This is a genomic window from Streptomyces calvus (assembly GCF_006782915.1).
Lineage (GTDB): Bacteria > Actinomycetota > Actinomycetes > Streptomycetales > Streptomycetaceae > Streptomyces > Streptomyces calvus.
In genome coordinates this window covers 205,997-222,765 of sequence record NZ_VCNP01000054.1, presented here as the reverse complement: position 1 = coordinate 222,765, position 16,769 = coordinate 205,997, and the positions used below count along the sequence as shown (strand labels likewise).

Genomic DNA, 16,769 nt, shown 5'->3' with positions numbered 1-16,769 from the left:
CGCGGCTCAGCCGCCGGTGTGCACCTGGAACGCGGCCCGGCGGACGGCCTTGGCCAGGGCCGGGTCGGGGTGCGCGGCGGCGAGCGCGACCAGCACCTGCACGGTGCGCGGGTGGCCGACCGCGCGCACCTCGCTGAGCAGCGCGGGCACGGTCGGCTGCACCGCGGACTCCAGGTGCCGCACCAGCAGCGGGGCCTCGCCGTGGTCGGCGACGGCGGCCGCGGTGTCCACCCACAGCCAGGTCGCCTCCTCGCGGGTGAGGACCTCGTGCGCGTCCTCGGGGTCGGCGCCGTCGTGCTCGGCGAGCCACAGCAGGGCGTAGGGGCGCAGCGTGGGCTCGTCGAGGGCGGCGCGGACCTCGGGTTCGGCGGGGGCGCCGACCACGCGCAGGGCCTCGAAGGCGAGGCCGCGCAGCAGGGCGTCCTCGCCGCGGGCGGCGGCGATCAGCTCGGTGACGGCGCTGCCGACCGGGCGGGCGGCGAGCCAGGCGCGGTACTCGGCGCGGGCGGCGTTGGGGCGCAGCCGGGCGCAGCCGCGCAGCATGTCCTCGGCGCCCTGCTCGATGTTCCCGGCGGGGCTCTGCGCGGCCACGCAGATCTGCTCCAGCTTGACCCACACCGCCCAGCTGCCGAGCGGGGTGAGGGTGGCCTGGCCGTCGCCGTAGGTGAGGGCGCCGACGGAGGCGAGGGCGCGCAGGGCCCAGTCGAGCAGCGGCTCGAGGGGCGCGTCGGCGGTGGCCGGCTCGGCGAGCGCGGGGCGCGGGGTCTCGGCGTCGGTCCCGGCGCCGGCGGCCGCGGGCTGCGGCGCGTAGTCGATCTCGCAGCGCTCGGTGCGCAGTTCGGTGACGCGCTGCTCCAGCAGGTCCAGGAGCTGCGGCACGGGGACCGGGCCGGCGGACAGCTGGAGGAAGGAGAGCACCTGCGGCATGGCCGTGACCACCTCGGCGACGGCGGCGGGCTCGTACTCCTCGGGCTCCGGGTACGCGAGCGACCAGGCGTCGCACAGGGCGACCCAGCCGCGCAGCACGGCGCTGTCGTCACGGTCCCAGGCGCGCAGCCGCCAGCCGGGGCGGGCGCTGTCGCCGTGCACCTCGATGAGACCGGCCAGGCGGGCGGTGTCCCAGTCGGCGCGGACCCGCTCCGGGGTCAGGCCCAGGGCGGCGGCCGCGCGTTCGGCGGTCGCGTCGGAGAGGGTGGCCTTGCCGTCGGTGGTGGCGCTGTCCCCGCCGGGGCCGAGGGCGGCGTCGGCCCAGCGGGCGACGCGGGCCGCGGCGGCCAGGCCGGAGCGCGCCATTCTGGCCAGCTCCGCGGGTGCGGGGGTGCCCTCCGGGGGGCGTGGCGCGGGGCGGCGCGGGCGCCGCTGGTTGATCGCTGTGGGGGCGGCGGCCAGGGGTCGCGGGCGGACAAGTCGAAGCCTGGAGTCGCGCGGGATACGGGACGTCACGGGTGCAGTCTTCCGGTTGACGGTCCGAAAACCCAAACGGAATGTGCACGAGGGCTCGGTGAGGGCCCTCGTCGTGGCCTCGGACACGGTCGGAGGGAGGAAATCCGGCCAGTGGTACGGCAATAAACGGAATCCTCGGCACCGGCCCCGGCCGGGGTGTGCCGGGGCCCTCGCGCGAGGCGGCCGGCGCCGTCACATGAGAGGGGTGAGGAAGCGCCTGAGGGTCTCCTCGTAGGCGTCCGGGTCGGCGTTCCACATGGCCGCGTGCGGGGCGCCGGCGACGGTGTGCAGGGTGACGGTGTTCGGGTTGTCGGCGGCCAGGCGGCGGGAGTGGCGCCAGGGGGCGACGGCGTCGTCGGGGCCGTGGAAGATCTGCGTGGGCACGGAGATCCGGTCGAGGTGGACGGCGCGCGGGCTGTGGTCGCCGTACAGGCCCGTGCGGCCCTGGGCGGCGCGGACCACGAGCGGCAGCAGCGGTCCCGGGACGCGGCCGGCCGAGGCGAGGGCGCGCACGGTGTCCTCCCAGTCGAGCACCGGCGAGTCCAGGATCAGTCCGGCGACGTGTGCGCGCAGGTCGGAGCGGGCGGCGACGCGCAGCGCCATGGTGGCGCCGGTGGACCAGCCGTAGAGGACGACCTGCCGGGCGCCGGAGTGCACCGCGTGGTGGAGCGCCGTGTCGAGGTCGCGCCACTCGGTCTCGCCGAGGTGGTTGAGGCCGTCCGGGGAGCGCGGTGCGCCCGGGTCGCCCCGGTGGGCGGCGGCGAGCACCGGGAAGCGGTGGCGGTGCAGCGCCTCCATGACGTTCATGGTGTGCTCCCGGGTGGCGCCGAGTCCGTGCGCGGTGATCACCCAGGTGTCCCGGGCGCCGGGCACGAACCACGCGGGCAGCGGGCCGAGTTCGCCGAGCAGGTCGAGGTCGGTGTGGTCCAGGCCGAGGGCGGTGCCGGGGTCGCCGACGTGGAGGTTCGGGGTGAGCCAGGCGCGGTCGCCGGGTTCGGGGGTGCCGTGGGTGACGCGTTCCAGACGGCGTACCACGGTGTCGGCGGTGTGCGGGGAGCCGTTCTGCACGGGTCCGACGACGGCGTGGAAGCCCTCCCCGGTGAGGCCGTAGCGGCCGGGCCGCAGCGCGGCGAGGTCCCGGGTGAGGCTGATCCGGCCGGCGGCGGTGGCGTGGACGGTGAGCCGGGGTTCGGTGGGCAGCGGCCCGCCCGGGGGCGCCTTGAGGGCGGTGTCGCAGGCGAACCGGCCGGCGGCCACCGCGGCGGCGCCGGCCCCGATCACGGCGGTGACGGCAGCGGCCGTCGCTCTGACAGTGCGCACACTCCCAGTGTCGGGGCCGAGCCCGCGACCGGCCAGCGGACACCGCGTGCGGGCCGGGCGGGTCAGCCCCGTTGGCCGTACCCGCGCAGGCGTTCACCGACCTCGGCCAGTTGGTCCGGGGTCAGCAGACGGGGGGTCAGGGACGGGACGGACGAGGCGGTCAGCCAGACCCTGCACATCCACTCCAGCTGGGCCGTGCGGTCGTAGGCCCGGTCGAGGGTGGAGCCGTGGGTGACGGTGCCGTGGTTCTGCAGGAGGCAGCCGGTGCGGCCGTCGAGGGCGCGGAGCAGGTTCGCGGCCAACTCGTCGCTGCCGTAGGTCGCGTAGCGGGCGACGCGGACGGGTCCACCGAGCGCCGCGGCCATGTAGTGGATCAGCGGCAGCTCGTCGACCAGGGTGGAGACGGCGGTGGCGTGCACGGCGTGCGTGTGCACGACGGCGCGCGCGCCGGTGGTGCGGTAGACGGCGAGGTGCATGGGCAGCTCGCTGGTGGGGACCAGGGTGCCGAGGACCTGCCGGCCGGTGAGGTCGACGCCGGTCACGTCGTCCGGGCCGAGCCGGTCGTACGGCATGCCCGACGGCGTGACCAGGACGGTGTCGCCGACCCGCACCGAGACGTTGCCGGAGGTGCCGACGACGAGCCCGTCGGTGACGGTCCGGCGGGCGGTCGCGACGAGGTCCGCCCAGGCGTGCGCCTCCTGCGCGCTCGCCCGCCTGCCGAGCGGCTCCGTCCGCCGCGGGTCCGTCTGCCGGTGCTCCGTGTCCCGGTGTTCCGTGGCCTGGTGTTCCGTGTCCCGGTGTTCCGTCCCGCGCGGATCCCGTGCCCGCCCCGCGTCCCGGGCGTCGTCCGCGGCGCCTTCCGTTTCCCGCCCGTCCCACCGCTGCTCAGCCATGCCATGATCCTGCCAGGCGGCTCCCCGGGGCGCCGGGGGCCGGGGCAGACAGGCCGGAAGCCGACCCCGCGCCACGCCCGCGACGACACGACGGCGGCGCGACACCCTCCCGGGTGACCAGCGTCTCCTCGGCGGCTCACCCGACCGGATGAAGCGTCCCGTCCGGGGCGGCCGGCCGGTCCCTGCGGGGCCCGCACGGCGGGAGCCGCGGCGGGACGGCCGATCGGCGGAGCGACCACCCCCTCTTACGGTCACCCCGACGCCCGTTCCAGTTCATCTTCCGTTCACCCTGGTTACCTACGGTCGACCAGCCAATGACCTCGAACGATTGCCTGGGTAAATGGAAAGCTTCTCGCTGATCCTCGCGATTGTGGTGGTAACCGCACTCGCGTTCGATTTCACGAACGGTTTCCACGACACCGCGAACGCGATGGCAACGACCATTTCGACCGGTGCGCTCAAGCCCAAGGTCGCGGTGGCCATGTCCGCCGTGCTGAACCTTGTCGGCGCCTTTCTCTCGGTGGAGGTCGCCAACACGATCTCCAAGGGCCTCGTCGACGAGGCCGGCATCCGTCCCGAGGTCATCTTCGCCGCCCTGGTCGGCGCGATCCTCTGGAACCTGTTGACCTGGCTGGTCGGTCTGCCGTCCAGCTCCTCGCACGCCCTGATGGGCGGCCTGATCGGCGCCACCGTCGCCTCGGCCGGCTTCGGCGCGGTGCACGGCGACGTCCTCGTCACCAAGGTCCTGATCCCCGCGATCGCCGCCCCGCTGGTGGCCGGCGTGGCCGCGATGTTCGCGACCCGGCTGACCTACCGCCTGGGCCGCGACGCCGACGGCAAGGCCTCCGCGAAGGGCTACCGCGCCGGGCAGATCGCCTCCGCGGGCCTGGTCTCCCTCGCCCACGGCACCAACGACGCCCAGAAGACGATGGGCATCATCACCCTCGCCCTGGTCGCCGGCGGCACCCTCGCCCCCGACTCCGACCCGCCCATGTGGGTCATCCTCTCGGCCGGCATCGCCATCGCGCTCGGCACGTACCTCGGCGGCTGGCGCATCATCCGCACCATGGGCAAGGGCCTGACCGACCTCCGGCCGCAGCAGGGCTTCGCCGCCCAGACCAGCGCCGCGACGGTCATTCTGGCCTCCTCCCACCTCGGCTTCTCGCTGTCCACCACGCACTCCGTCTCCGGCGCCGTGATGGGCGCGGGCCTCGGCCGCAAGGGCGGCGTCGTCCGCTGGTCGACGGCCACCCGGATGTTCGTCGCCTGGGGCCTGACGCTGCCGGCCGCGGCCCTCGTCGCGGCGGTCGCCGAGTGGGTCTGCGGCTTCGGCGACTGGGGCACCGCCCTCGTGGCCGTCTTCCTGGTCGCCTCCAGCGCGGCGATCTGGAAGATCTCCCGGCGCGAGGTCGTCGACCACACCAACGTCAACGACCACGACGTGTCCGGCGAGGAGCCGTCCGGCGTGGTGACCCAGGCGATCGCCGCGGTGACGCCGCCCCCGGCCGGCACCGTCGGCGAGGAGGCCACCGCCGGCACCGCGGGCGAGGAGCTCGCCGCCGCCATCCCGGCCCCGGCGCCCACCGACCCGGCGTCCCCGCCTGCCCGGACCACCGTCTGACCGCGACCCGGTACGAAGGAAGAAGAGCACCATGAAGATCGACTGGGCGGCCCTCGGTTCCGTCTTCGGCGTCAGCCTCGTGGTCACCGTGGCCCTGGTGGCCCTGTTCACCCTCGGCATCAACGGCCTGTCCCGCCAGGAGCGGGCCGCCGCCGAGGGCCGGTCCGCGGCCCTCGCCGTCACCGGCGCCTACGCCTGCTTCGCGGCCTGCGCGGCGGCGGTGGCCTACGGCATCTACCTGATCATGGCCTGATCCCGTACGACGTCGTCCCGACGTCACGGATCGTCACCGTCCGACGGGCGGTGCGGAGCGCCCCGGCCCTCCGCACCGCCCGTCGGCGTGCCCGCGGCCCCTGCCCGCGTTCGGCCCCGTCCAACCCTGTTGTGGGCCTCAGCACACTTCGCCGTCGCAGGTCAACGGCAAGTTGACGGCCCTTCCGGGGCCGTGGTGGACTGCCTCAGCCATTACGGCGGCAGGAGAGGAAGCCGGTGCGAGTCCGGCGCGGTCCCGCCACTGTCACCGGGGTGCCCACCCCGGGAGCCAGGAACTCTCACCGCCGGTCTTGTCGAACCAGGGCGTGGACACCCTGAGTGAGGACCTAACGCCATGCGCGGCTGCCTGTTGAGGTCGACCAGCGACACCCCGCCCCGACGCGGTGCCCTTCCCTCCGGAACCTCGGCCGGCTGAACCCATGGGTGCCGATCGCGTGTTCGCGTACGGCGCCGCCGCCGGCCTCCTCGGCGACCTCCTGCTCGGCGATCCCCGCCGCGGGCATCCGGTCGCCGCCTTCGGCCGGGCCGCGGCCGCCGTGGAGCGTGTGCTGTGGCGTGACCACCGCGGCGCGGGCGCCGTGCACACGGCCGTCTGCGTCGGCGGCGCCGTCGCGCTCGGCGGCCTCGCCGCCCGCTGCGTACGCTCCTCCCCCGCCGCCTCCGTCGCCATGACCGCCGTCGCCACCTGGGCCGTCGTCGGCGGCACCTCGCTGGCCCGGGAGGCCCGCACCATCGGACGGGCCCTGGAGGCCGGCGACGTCGACGCGGCCCGGGAGCGGCTGCCGCACCTGTGCGGCCGGGACCCGCAGGCCCTGGACGCCGACGGCATCGCCCGCGCGGTGGTCGAGTCCGTCGCCGAGAACACCTCCGACGCCGTGGTGGGCGCGCTGGTGTGGGGGGCGGTCGCCGGGGTGCCGGGGCTGCTCGGGTTCCGCGCCGTCAACACGCTGGACGCGATGGTCGGCCACAAGTCCCCGCGCCACCTGCGCTACGGCTGGGCCTCCGCCCGCCTCGACGACGTCGCCGGGTGGCCCGGGGCGCGGCTGACCGCCGTCCTCGCCGCCCTGAGCGGACCGGATCCGCTCGGTGCCGTGCGGGCGTGGCGCGCGGACGCCGCGAAGCATCCGAGTCCCAACGCCGGGCCCGTGGAGGCGTCCTTCGCGGGCGCGCTCGGCGTGCGGCTCGGCGGAACCCTGTCCTACGGCGGGCGGGTCGAGCACCGGCCCGTGCTCAACGGCGGCGGCCGTGCCGTGGCCGTGTCCGACATCGACCGGGCGGTACGGCTCTCGCGGCGGGTCGGCTGGCTCGCGCTCGGGGCCGGTGCCGCCGCGCGGCTCGTCAGGAAGGGACGTACGTCATGAGCGGTGGGGGTCTGCTGGTCGCCGGGACCACCTCGGACGCCGGCAAGAGCGTGGTGACCGCCGGGATCTGCCGGTGGCTGGTGCGCCAGGGCGTGAAGGTCGCGCCGTTCAAGGCGCAGAACATGTCGCTGAACTCGTTCGTCACCCGGGAGGGCGCCGAGATCGGGCGGGCCCAGGCCATGCAGGCCCAGGCCTGCCGGGTCGAGCCGGCCGCGCTGATGAACCCGGTGCTGCTCAAGCCGGGCGGCGAGCAGTCCAGCCAGGTGGTGCTGATGGGCCGGCCGGTCGGCGAGATGAGCGCCCGCGGATACCACGGTGGTCGCCAACAGCGGTTGCTGGCAACGGTGTTGGACTGTTTGGAGCAATTGCGGGGCACGTATGACGCGGTGATCTGTGAGGGGGCCGGGAGTCCGGCCGAGATCAATCTGCGGCGGACGGACATCGTGAACATGGGCATCGCCAGGAACGCCGGGCTTCCCGTGCTCGTCGTCGGCGACATCGACCGCGGCGGCGTCTTCGCGTCGTTCTTCGGCACGGTCGCGCTGCTGTCCCGCGAGGACCAGGAGCTGGTCGCCGGGTACCTGGTGAACAAGTTCCGCGGCGACGTGTCGCTGCTGGAGCCGGGGCTGGAGATGCTGCACGGCCTCACCGGGCGGCGGACGTACGGCGTGCTGCCGTTCCGGCACGGGCTCGGCATCGACGAGGAGGACGGCCTGCGCGTCTCCCTGCGGGGGACGGTGCGGGAGTCGGTCGTCGCGCCGCCGGTCGGCGAGGACGTGCTGCGGGTCGCGGTGTGCGCGGTGCCGCTGATGTCCAACTTCACGGACGTGGACGCGCTCGCCGCCGAACCGGGCGTCGTGGTGCGGTTCGTGGACCGGCCCGAGGAGCTGGCCGACGCCGACCTCGTGGTCGTACCGGGAACCCGCGGGACGGTGCGGGCGCTGGAGTGGCTGCGGGAGCGCGGGCTGGCGGACGCGCTGCGGCGGCGGGCGGCCGAGGGGCGGCCCGTGCTGGGCATCTGCGGCGGCTTCCAGGTCCTCGGCGAGCACATCGAGGACGAGGTCGAGAGCCGCGCCGGGCACGTGGACGGGCTCGGCGTCCTGCCCGTACGGGTGCGTTTCGCCCGCGAGAAGACGCTCACGCGTCCCGTCGGCCGGGCCCTCGGAGAGCCCGTCGAGGGGTACGAGATCCATCACGGGGTCGCCGACGTGCTCGGCGGTGAACCCTTCCTGGACGGCTGCCGGGTCGGCCAGACCTGGGGCACGCACTGGCACGGCTCGCTGGAGTCGGACGGGTTCCGGCGGGCCTTCCTGCGCGAGGTCGCCGCCGCCGCGGGACGCCGTTTCGTGCCGGCCCCCGACACCTCGTTCGCCGCGCTGCGCGAGGAGCAGCTCGACCGGCTCGGCGATCTCATCGAACAGCACGCGGACACGGACGCGCTGTGGCGGCTCATCGAGTCGGGCGCGCCGCAAGGACTGCCTTTCATTCCACCGGGAGCGCCCGCATGAGCACTGTGTTGTTGTTGTCGACCGCGGACACGGACCTGCTGGCCGCCCGCGCCGCCGACGCCTCCTACCGGATCGGCAACCCGACCCGCGTCGACGTGACCGAGGAGTTGCCCGCGCTGCTCGACGGCGCGGACCTCGCCGTCGTACGGCTGCTGGGCGGCAAGCGCGCCTGGGAGGACGGGCTGGCGGCGCTGAAGGGGTCCGGCGTCCCGACGGTGCTGCTCGGCGGCGAGACGGTGCCGGACGCGGAGCTGATGGCCGAGTCGACGGTGCCGGCCGGTGTGGTGGCGGAGGCGCTGCGCTACCTCGTCGAGGGCGGCCCGGACAACCTGACCGAGCTGGCCCGGTTCCTGTCGGACACCGTGCTGCTGACCGGTGAGGGCTTCGAACAGCCGCGGAAGATGCCCGAGTACGGGGTGCACGGCGAGCGGGCCGCGGTCGAGGGCCGTCCCACCGTCGGCGTGCTCTTCTACCGCGCCCACGAACTGAGCGGCAACACCGCCTTCGTGGACACCCTGTGCGACGCGATCGAGGCCCGCGGCGCCAACGCCCTGCCCGTCTACTGCGGTTCGCTGCGCGGCGCCGACGCGGGGCTGTACGAGCTGCTGGCGAAGGCCGACACGCTGGTCGCCACGGTGCTGGCGGCCGGCGGCACGCACGCCTCGCAGGCGTCCGCCGGCGGTGACGAGGAGGCCTGGGACATCGGCGCGCTGGCCGACCTGGACGTGCCGGTGCTGCAGGGGCTGTGCCTGACGTCGTCGCGGGCCGCGTGGGAGGAGTCCGACGCCGCCCTGTCCCCCATGGACGCGGCGATGCAGGTCGCCATCCCGGAGTTCGACGGCCGCCTGATCACGGTCCCGTTCTCCTTCAAGGAGCAGGGCCCCGACGACGTGCCGGTGTACGTCGCCGACCCGGAGCGGGCCGGGCGGGTCGCCGGGATCGCCGTGCGGCACGCGGCGCTCAGGCACAAAGCGAACGCCGACAAGAGGCTCGCGCTGGTTTTCACGGCCTACCCGACGAAGCACTCGCGCGTCGGCAACGCGGTGGGCCTCGACACGCCGGCGTCCGCGGTCCGGGTGCTGGACGCGCTGCGGGACGCCGGGTACGGCGTCGACGGCTACCCGGACAACGGCGACGAGCTGATCCACCGGCTCATCGAGGCCGGCGGCCACGACGTGGAGTGGCTGACGGAGGACCAGCTGGCCGCGGCGCCCGCACGGGTGCCGCTGGCGGACTACCGGGCGTGGTTCGAGAAGCTGGACCCGGAGCTGCGCGAGGCGATGACGGAGGCGTGGGGCGAGCCGCCGGGCTCGCTGTACGTCGACGGCGACGACATCGTGCTGGCGTCGCTGCAGTTCGGGAACGTCGTCGTGATGATCCAGCCGCCGCGCGGCTTCGGCGAGAACCCGATCGCGATCTACCACGACCCCGACATGCCGCCGTCCCACCACTACATGGCGGCGTACCGGTGGCTGGAGAACAGCTTCGGCGCCGACGCGATCGTGCACATGGGCAAGCACGGCACCATGGAGTGGCTGCCGGGCAAGGGGCTGGGGCTGTCGGGCGGCTGCGCGCCGGACGCGGTCCTCGGCGACCTGCCGCTGATCTACCCGTTCATCGTCAACGACCCCGGTGAGGGCACCCAGGCCAAGCGGCGCGGGCACGCGACGGTGGTCGACCACCTGGTGCCGCCGATGGCGCGCGCCGACACCTACGGCGACCTGGCGAAGCTGGAGCAGCTGCTCGACGAGTACGCGCTCGTCTCCGACCTGGACCCGGCGAAGGCGCCGGCGGTGCGCGCGCAGATCTGGACGCTGGTGAAGGCCGCCGAGCTCCACCACGACCTGCATGTCGAGGACCAGCCGGACGACGACGAGTTCGACGAGTTCGTCATGCACATCGACGGCTATCTGTGCGAGATCAAGGACGTGCAGATCCGCGACGGGCTGCACGTCCTCGGCGGCGGGCCGGTCGGTGAGCCGCGCGTCAACCTGGTGCTGGCCGTGCTGCGCGCCTCGCAGGTGTGGGGCGGGCAGGCGAACGCACTGCCGGGGCTGCGGGCGGCGCTGGCCGAGCACTTCGGGCTGGTGGAGAAGGAGCTGCTGGCCGAGCCGGGCGCGCCGGTGAAGGTGCCGGTGGAGCTGACGGACCTGGTGGACGGCCCCGCCCGCACCGGCGCCGACGCGATCGACCTGCTGGAGCGGCTGTGCCGGCGGATCGTGGAGGGCATGGAGGAACGCGGCTGGGACGCGGCGGCGGTGCCCGCGCTGGTCCGCGAGGCCGTCGGCACCGAACTCGCGGACGCGGTGGCCGTGGTGCGGTTCGCCTGCGAGGAGGTCGTCCCGCGGCTCGCGCGCACCACCGACGAGATCGGGCACATCCTGCGGGCGCTGGACGGCGGTTACGTCCCGGCGGGCCCGTCGGGCTCGCCGACGCGCGGACTGGTCAACGTGCTGCCGACCGGCAGGAACTTCTACTCCGTCGACCCCAAGGCGATCCCGTCGCGGCTGAGCTGGGAGGTCGGGCAGTCGCTCGCGGACTCGCTGGTCCAGCGGTACCTCCAGGACACGGGCGCGTACCCGAAGTCCGTCGGCCTGACGGTGTGGGGCACGTCCGCGATGCGCACCCAGGGCGACGACATCGCCGAGATCCTGGCGCTGCTGGGCTGCCGCCCGGTGTGGGACGACGCGTCCCGCCGGGTGACCGGCTTCGAGGTGGTGCCGCTCGCCGAGCTGGGCCGGCCGCGCATCGACGTCACGGTCCGCATCTCCGGCTTCTTCCGGGACGCGTTCCCGCACGTGGTGGGGCTGATCGACGACGCGGTGCGGGCGGTGGCCGAGCTGGACGAGCCGGCCGAGTCCAACTACGTACGGGCGCACGCCGACGAGGACACCGCCGCGCACGGCGACCGGCGGCGGGCCACCGCCCGCGTCTTCGGCTCCAAGCCGGGCGCGTACGGGGCGGGGCTGCTGCCGCTGATCGACGCCCGCAACTGGCGCTCGGACGCGGACCTCGCCGAGGTGTACGCGGTGTGGGGCGGCTACGCCTACGGGCGCGGGCTCGACGGGCGGGCGGCGCGCGGTGACATGGAGACGGCGTTCCGGCGGATCGCGGTCGCCGCGAAGAACGTCGACACCCGTGAGCACGACCTGGTCGACGCCGACGACTACTTCCAGTACCACGGCGGCATGGTCGCCATGGTGCGGCACCTGACGGGCGCGAGCCCGGAGGCGTACGTCGGCGACTCGGCCACCCCGGACCAGGTGAAGACGCGCACGCTCGGCGAGGAGACGCACCGCGTGTTCCGCGCCCGCGTGGTCAACCCGCGCTGGATGGCGGCGATGCGGCGGCACGGCTACAAGGGCGCGTTCGAGATGGCCGCGACCGTGGACTACCTGTTCGGCTACGACGCCACCGCCGGGGTCGTGGACGACTGGATGTACGAGAAGCTCAGCGCCGAGTACGTCTTCGCGCCGGAGAACCGGGACTTCATGAAGAAGTCCAACCCGTGGGCGCTGCGCGGCATCACCGAACGCCTGCTGGAGGCGGCCGACCGCGGGCTGTGGGCGGAGCCGGACGCGGACACGCTGGAGCGGCTGCGCGCCACCTACCTGGAACTCGAAGGTGATCTGGAGGGCGACGACCAGTGACCACCCCCTTTCCGTTCACGGCGGTCGTCGGACAGGACGACCTGCGGCTCGCGCTGCTGCTGAACGCCGTCTCCCCGGCGGTCGGCGGTGTGCTGGTGCGCGGCGAGAAGGGCACCGCCAAGTCCACGGCGGTGCGCGCCCTGTCGGCGCTGCTGCCCGAGGTCGCCGTGGTGCCCGGCTGCCGCTTCTCCTGCGACCCGTCGGCCCCGGACCCCGGCTGCCCGGACGGCCCGCACGAGAGCGGCGGCGGTACGGCACGGCCCGCCCGCATGGTCGAACTGCCCGTCGGCGCCTCCGAGGACCGGCTGGTCGGCGCGCTCGACATCGAGCGGGCGCTGTCCGAGGGCGTGAAGGCGTTCGAGCCGGGCCTGCTCGCCGACGCGCACCGCGGGATCCTCTACGTCGACGAGGTCAACCTGCTCCACGACCACCTGGTCGACCTGCTGCTGGACGCGGCGGCGATGGGCGCCTCGTACGTGGAGCGCGAGGGTGTCTCCGTGCGGCACGCGGCGCGTTTCCTGCTCGTCGGCACCATGAACCCGGAAGAGGGCGAGCTGCGGCCGCAGTTGCTCGACCGGTTCGGGCTGACCGTCGAGGTCGCGGCCTCGCGGGAGCCCGACCTGCGGGTGGAGGTCGTGCGGCGCCGGCTGGCGTACGACGACGACCCGGCGGGCTTCGCCGCGCGGTGGGCCGAGGAGGAGGCCGCCGTACGGGCGCGGATCGTGGCGGCACGGCAGCTGCTGCCGCAGGTGCGTCTCGGTGACGGGGCGCTGCGGCAGATCGCGGCGACCTGCGCGGCGTTCGAGGTGGACGGCATGCGGGCCGACATCGTGATGGCGCGCACGGCGACCGCGCTCGCCGCCTGGGCGGGACGCACCGACGTGCTCGCCGAGGACGTGCGGCAGGCGGCGCTGCTGGCGCTGCCGCACCGGCGCCGGCGCAATCCGTTCGACGCGCCCGGTCTGGACGAGGACAAGCTCGACGAGACGCTGGAGCAGTTCGGCGACGACGACGGTCCCGACACCGACCCGGACGGGCCGGACGGGCCCGACGGCGGTGGCGGGCAGCCGCCCGCGGACGGGCCGGACAGCGGGGGCGATGCGAGCACGCCGGCCGAGGCCGGGGAAGGCGGGGAGGCCGGGCAGCCCGCGGGCGCCGGGTCCGGTGAGCGGTCGCCGGTGGGCTCCGCGGAGCCGTTCCGTACGAAGGTGCTGAGCGTGCCGGGGATCGGCGAGGGGGCCGCCGGGCGGCGGTCCCGGGCGCGGACCGAGCACGGGCGGACCACCGGCGCGCGGCGGCCCCGGGGGGCGCTGAACAAGCTGCATCTGGCCGCCACCGTGCAGGCCGCGGCGCCGCACCAGCGGGCGCGGGGCCGCAGGGGTCCCGGACTGGTGGTGCGGCGGGACGACCTGCGGCAGGCCTCGCGTGAGGGGCGCGAGTCGAACCTCGTGCTGTTCGTCGTGGACGCCTCCGGGTCGATGGCGGCGCGGCAGCGGATGGGCGCGGTGAAGGGCGCCGTGCTGTCGCTGCTGCTGGACGCCTACCAGCGGCGGGACAAGGTGGGGCTGGTGACCTTCCGCGGGTCGGCGGCCGACGTCGCGCTGCCGCCGACCTCGTCGGTGGACGCCGCCGCCGCGCGGCTGGAGTCGCTGCCGACGGGCGGGCGGACTCCCCTGGCCGCCGGGCTGCTCAAGGCGCACGACGTGCTGCGGGTGGAGCGGCTGCGGGATCCGGCGCGGCGTCCGCTGGTCGTCGTGGTGACGGACGGGCGGGCGACCGGCGGCCCGGAGCCGCTGCTGCTGGCCTCCAGGGCGGCCGGGCTGTTCGCGGCCGACGGGGTCGCCTCCGTCGTCGTGGACTGCGAGTCCGGGCCGGTGCGGCTCGGGCTCGCCGGGAAGCTCGCCGGTGAGCTGGGCGGAACGGCCGTGACGCTGGACGAGCTGCGCGCCGACAGCATCGCCGGACTGGTGAAGGACGTACAGAGGAGGGCCGCGTAATGCCCCAGGGACAGCCGAGCGTGATCCCGGACGACGGGCTGACGACGCGTCAGCGCCGCAACCGGCCGCTGGTCGTGGTGCACACGGGCGTGGGCAAGGGCAAGTCGACGGCCGCCTTCGGGCTGGCGCTGCGCGCCTGGAACCAGGGCTGGCCGATCGGGGTGTTCCAGTTCGTCAAGTCGGCGAAGTGGAAGGTCGGCGAGGAGAACGCGCTGCGCGTGCTCGGCGCCTCCGGCGAGGGCGGCACCGTCGACTGGCACAAGATGGGCGAGGGCTGGTCCTGGGTCCAGCGCGACGCGCAGATGGACAACGAGGAGAAGGCCCGCGAGGGCTGGGAGCAGGTCAAGCGCGACCTGGCGGCCGAGACGTACCGGCTGTACGTGCTGGACGAGTTCGCCTACCCGATGCACTGGGGCTGGGTGGACACCGACGAGGTGGTGTCGGTGCTGCGGGACCGGCCGGGCACCCAGCACGTGGTGATCACGGGACGGAACGCCCCGGAGAAGCTGGTGGAGTTCGCGGACCTGGTGACGGACATGTCCAAGGTCAAGCACCCGATGGACGCCGGCCAGAAGGGCCAGAAGGGCATCGAGTGGTGACGTCCGTTCCCCGGCTGGTCGTCGCCGCGCCGTCGTCCGGCAGCGGCAAGACCACCGTCGCCACGGGGCTGATGGCCGCGCTCGCCGCGCGGGGACTCGCCGTGTCCCCGCACAAGGTCGGGCCGGACTACATCGACCCCGGGTACCACGCGCTCGCCACCGGGCGCGTGGGGCGCAACCTCGACGCCTACCTGTGCGGGGCCGAGCTGGTCGCTCCGCTGTTCCTGCACGGGGCCCGCGGGTGCGACATCGCCGTCGTCGAGGGCGTGATGGGACTGTACGACGGGGCCGCGGGCGAGGGTGAGCTCGCGTCCACGGCCCATGTCGCCAAGCTCCTCCGGGCGCCCGTGGTGCTCGTCGTGGACGCCGCGAAGCAGTCGCGGTCCGTGGCGGCGCTGGTGCACGGGTTCGCGTCCTTCGACCCGCAGGTGCAGGTCGCGGGCGTGATCCTGAACAAAGTGGGGTCCGACCGGCACGAGGAGCTGCTGCGGGAGGCGCTGGACTCGGCCGGGATGCCGGTGCTGGGTGTGCTGCGGCGGGCCCCGCAGGTGGACACGCCCTCGCGGCATCTGGGGCTGGTGCCGGTCGCCGAACGGCGGGACCAGGCCCTGGAGGCCGTCGCCGCCATGGCCGCGCAGGTCTCGGCCGGATGTGACATGGACGCGCTGGTGGCGCTGGCGCGGAGTGCGGGTGCGATGGCGCAGACGGCATGGGAGGCGCCCGTGCACCCGAGTGGGCGGCGGCCGGTCGTCGCCGTCGCCGGCGGCCCCGCGTTCACCTTCTCCTACGCCGAGCACTCCGAGCTGCTCACCGCGGCCGGGGCCGAGGTGGTCGCCTTCGATCCGCTGCGGGACGAGGAACTGCCCGAGGGGACACGGGGGTTGGTCGTCGGCGGCGGGTTCCCCGAGGTGTACGCGGCCGAGCTGTCCGCCAACGAGCCGCTGAGGAAGGCCGTCGCCGACCTCGCGGCCGGCGGTGCGCCGGTGGCCGCCGAGTGCGCCGGGCTGCTGTACCTGTGCCGGGAGCTGGACGGCATGCCGATGTGCGGCGTGCTGGACGCCACCGCGCGGATGAGTGAGCGGCTGACCCTCGGCTACCGGGACGCCGTGGCCGTGAGCGACAGCGTGCTGGCCGGCGCGGGGACACGGATGCGGGGGCACGAGTTCCACCGGACGGTGGTGGAACCGGGCGCGGGGGCCGCTCCCGCGTGGGGAGTGCGGGCGCCCGAGCGGCGCGTCGAGGGTTTTGTACAGCGCGGTGTGCACGCGAGCTATCTGCACACGCACTGGGCGTCCGAGCCCGGTGTCGCCCGTCGGTTCGTGGAGAGGTGCCGGACGTCATGAGCAGCAGGCTGATCGGGGTCGGGGTCGGTCCCGGGGACCCGGAGCTGGTGACCGTGAAGGGCGTCAACGCCCTGCGCGCGGCCGAGGTCGTCGTCGTACCGGTGATGGACACCGGGGAGCGGGGGCGGGCCGAGGCGACCGTGCTGCACTACGTGCCCGCCGAGAAGGTCCTGCGGGTGGTGTTCGCGCTGAACGAGCGCACCGACCGGGCGCGGCGCGAGGCGGCCTGGGACGCGGCCGGGGAGCGGGTCGCCGGGCTGCTGCGGGAGCACGGGTCCGTGGCGTTCGCGACGATCGGCGATCCCAACGTGTACTCGACGTTCACGTATCTCGCCCAGACGGTGGCGCGGGCGGTGCCGGGAACGGTCGTGGAGACCGTGCCGGGCATCACCGCGATGCAGGATCTGGCGGCGCGCTCGGGCGCCGTGCTCACCGAGGGCACCGAGCCGCTGACGCTGGTGCCGGTGACCGCCGGGGCCGCCGTGCTCAAGGACGCGCTCGCCGGTCCCGGGACCGTCGTGGCGTACAAGTTCGGGCGGCAGGCGGGCGAGGTGGCCGAGGTGCTGCGGGAGACCGGGCGGCTCGACGACGCCGTGTGGGGGTCGGCGCTCGGGCTGCCCGAGGAGTCGGTCCGGCCGGCGGCGGAGCTGGACGGCACGCCGCTGCCGTACCTGTCGACGCTGATCGCGCCGCCGCGGCGCGACGGCGGGCGCGGCGGCAAGCTGTGAGCCGCCGCCGCTGACCCCTTCGCCCCCTGTACT

At 74.8% G+C, this 16,769-nt stretch carries 12 protein-coding genes and 1 riboswitch; of the genes, 9 read left to right on the top strand and 3 right to left on the bottom strand.

Features of this window, described 5'->3' with window-relative positions; all coding sequences use genetic code 11:
• Positions 1-6: 6 nt before the first annotated feature.
• The 3 genes from FGW31_RS27165 to FGW31_RS27155 form a co-directional block, all read right to left on the bottom strand.
• On the bottom strand, positions 7-1,443 hold the full coding sequence (locus FGW31_RS27165; RefSeq protein ID WP_182675269.1) for a hypothetical protein: 1,437 nt from the start codon (positions 1,441-1,443) through the stop codon (positions 7-9).
• Positions 1,444-1,635: 192 nt separating this feature from the next.
• Complete coding sequence (locus tag FGW31_RS27160; RefSeq protein ID WP_142196171.1) at positions 1,636-2,763, bottom strand: alpha/beta hydrolase; 1,128 nt, start codon at positions 2,761-2,763, stop codon at positions 1,636-1,638.
• Between the two features lie 62 nt (positions 2,764-2,825).
• The gene (locus FGW31_RS27155; protein WP_142196170.1) at positions 2,826-3,656 is read right to left on the bottom strand and encodes a class II aldolase/adducin family protein; all 831 of its coding nucleotides are present in this window, start codon (positions 3,654-3,656) and stop codon (positions 2,826-2,828) included.
• A gap of 340 nt (positions 3,657-3,996) precedes the next feature.
• On the opposite strand from FGW31_RS27155, the gene FGW31_RS27150 reads away from it, so the two are divergent.
• From FGW31_RS27150 to cobI, 9 genes are all read left to right on the top strand, one after another.
• Positions 3,997-5,277, top strand: a complete 1,281-nt coding sequence (locus FGW31_RS27150) for an inorganic phosphate transporter (protein WP_142196169.1) — start codon at positions 3,997-3,999, stop codon at positions 5,275-5,277.
• 31 nt (positions 5,278-5,308) lie between these two features.
• A complete protein-coding gene (locus tag FGW31_RS27145; RefSeq protein ID WP_142196168.1) occupies positions 5,309-5,530 on the top strand; it encodes a hypothetical protein in 222 nt (73 codons plus the stop codon).
• 179 nt (positions 5,531-5,709) lie between these two features.
• Positions 5,710-5,847, top strand: a riboswitch (cobalamin riboswitch).
• A gap of 122 nt (positions 5,848-5,969) precedes the next feature.
• The gene (locus FGW31_RS27140; protein WP_142196167.1) at positions 5,970-6,911 is read left to right on the top strand and encodes a cobalamin biosynthesis protein; all 942 of its coding nucleotides are present in this window, start codon (positions 5,970-5,972) and stop codon (positions 6,909-6,911) included.
• Positions 6,908-8,419 (top strand): cobyric acid synthase, encoded by a 1,512-nt coding sequence (locus tag FGW31_RS27135; RefSeq protein ID WP_142196166.1) that lies wholly within the window; start codon positions 6,908-6,910, stop codon positions 8,417-8,419. The genes FGW31_RS27140 and FGW31_RS27135 overlap by 4 nt, the downstream gene beginning before the upstream one ends.
• A complete protein-coding gene (gene cobN / locus FGW31_RS27130) occupies positions 8,416-12,069 on the top strand; it encodes a cobaltochelatase subunit CobN (RefSeq protein WP_142196165.1) in 3,654 nt (1,217 codons plus the stop codon). Before FGW31_RS27135 ends, cobN begins: the two co-directional genes overlap by 4 nt.
• The gene (locus FGW31_RS27125; RefSeq protein WP_142196164.1) at positions 12,066-14,066 is read left to right on the top strand and encodes a putative cobaltochelatase; all 2,001 of its coding nucleotides are present in this window, start codon (positions 12,066-12,068) and stop codon (positions 14,064-14,066) included. The genes cobN and FGW31_RS27125 overlap by 4 nt, the downstream gene beginning before the upstream one ends.
• Positions 14,066-14,665 (top strand): cob(I)yrinic acid a,c-diamide adenosyltransferase, encoded by a 600-nt coding sequence (cobO, locus tag FGW31_RS27120; protein ID WP_142196163.1) that lies wholly within the window; start codon positions 14,066-14,068, stop codon positions 14,663-14,665. Before FGW31_RS27125 ends, cobO begins: the two co-directional genes overlap by 1 nt.
• Entirely contained in the window at positions 14,659-16,008 is a 1,350-nt protein-coding gene (locus FGW31_RS27115; protein WP_142196162.1) for a cobyrinate a,c-diamide synthase, read from the top strand. Before cobO ends, FGW31_RS27115 begins: the two co-directional genes overlap by 7 nt.
• On the top strand, positions 16,005-16,736 hold the full coding sequence (gene cobI, locus FGW31_RS27110) for a precorrin-2 C(20)-methyltransferase (protein WP_142196161.1): 732 nt from the start codon (positions 16,005-16,007) through the stop codon (positions 16,734-16,736). Before FGW31_RS27115 ends, cobI begins: the two co-directional genes overlap by 4 nt.
• Positions 16,737-16,769 lie beyond the last annotated feature (33 nt).

Bases quoted from the DNA above. Each gene is read 5' to 3' on its own strand.
- FGW31_RS27155 (WP_142196170.1), bottom strand. From the start codon at position 3,656: ATGGCTGAGCAGCGGTGGGACGGGCGGGAAACGGAAGGCGCCGCGGAC.
- FGW31_RS27150 (WP_142196169.1), top strand. From the start codon at position 3,997: ATGGAAAGCTTCTCGCTGATCCTCGCGATTGTGGTGGTAACCGCACTC.
- FGW31_RS27145 (WP_142196168.1), top strand. From the start codon at position 5,309: ATGAAGATCGACTGGGCGGCCCTCGGTTCCGTCTTCGGCGTCAGCCTC.
- FGW31_RS27140 (WP_142196167.1), top strand. From the start codon at position 5,970: ATGGGTGCCGATCGCGTGTTCGCGTACGGCGCCGCCGCCGGCCTCCTC.
- FGW31_RS27135 (WP_142196166.1), top strand. From the start codon at position 6,908: ATGAGCGGTGGGGGTCTGCTGGTCGCCGGGACCACCTCGGACGCCGGC.
- cobN (WP_142196165.1), top strand. From the start codon at position 8,416: ATGAGCACTGTGTTGTTGTTGTCGACCGCGGACACGGACCTGCTGGCC.
- cobO (WP_142196163.1), top strand. From the start codon at position 14,066: ATGCCCCAGGGACAGCCGAGCGTGATCCCGGACGACGGGCTGACGACG.
- cobI (WP_142196161.1), top strand. From the start codon at position 16,005: ATGAGCAGCAGGCTGATCGGGGTCGGGGTCGGTCCCGGGGACCCGGAG.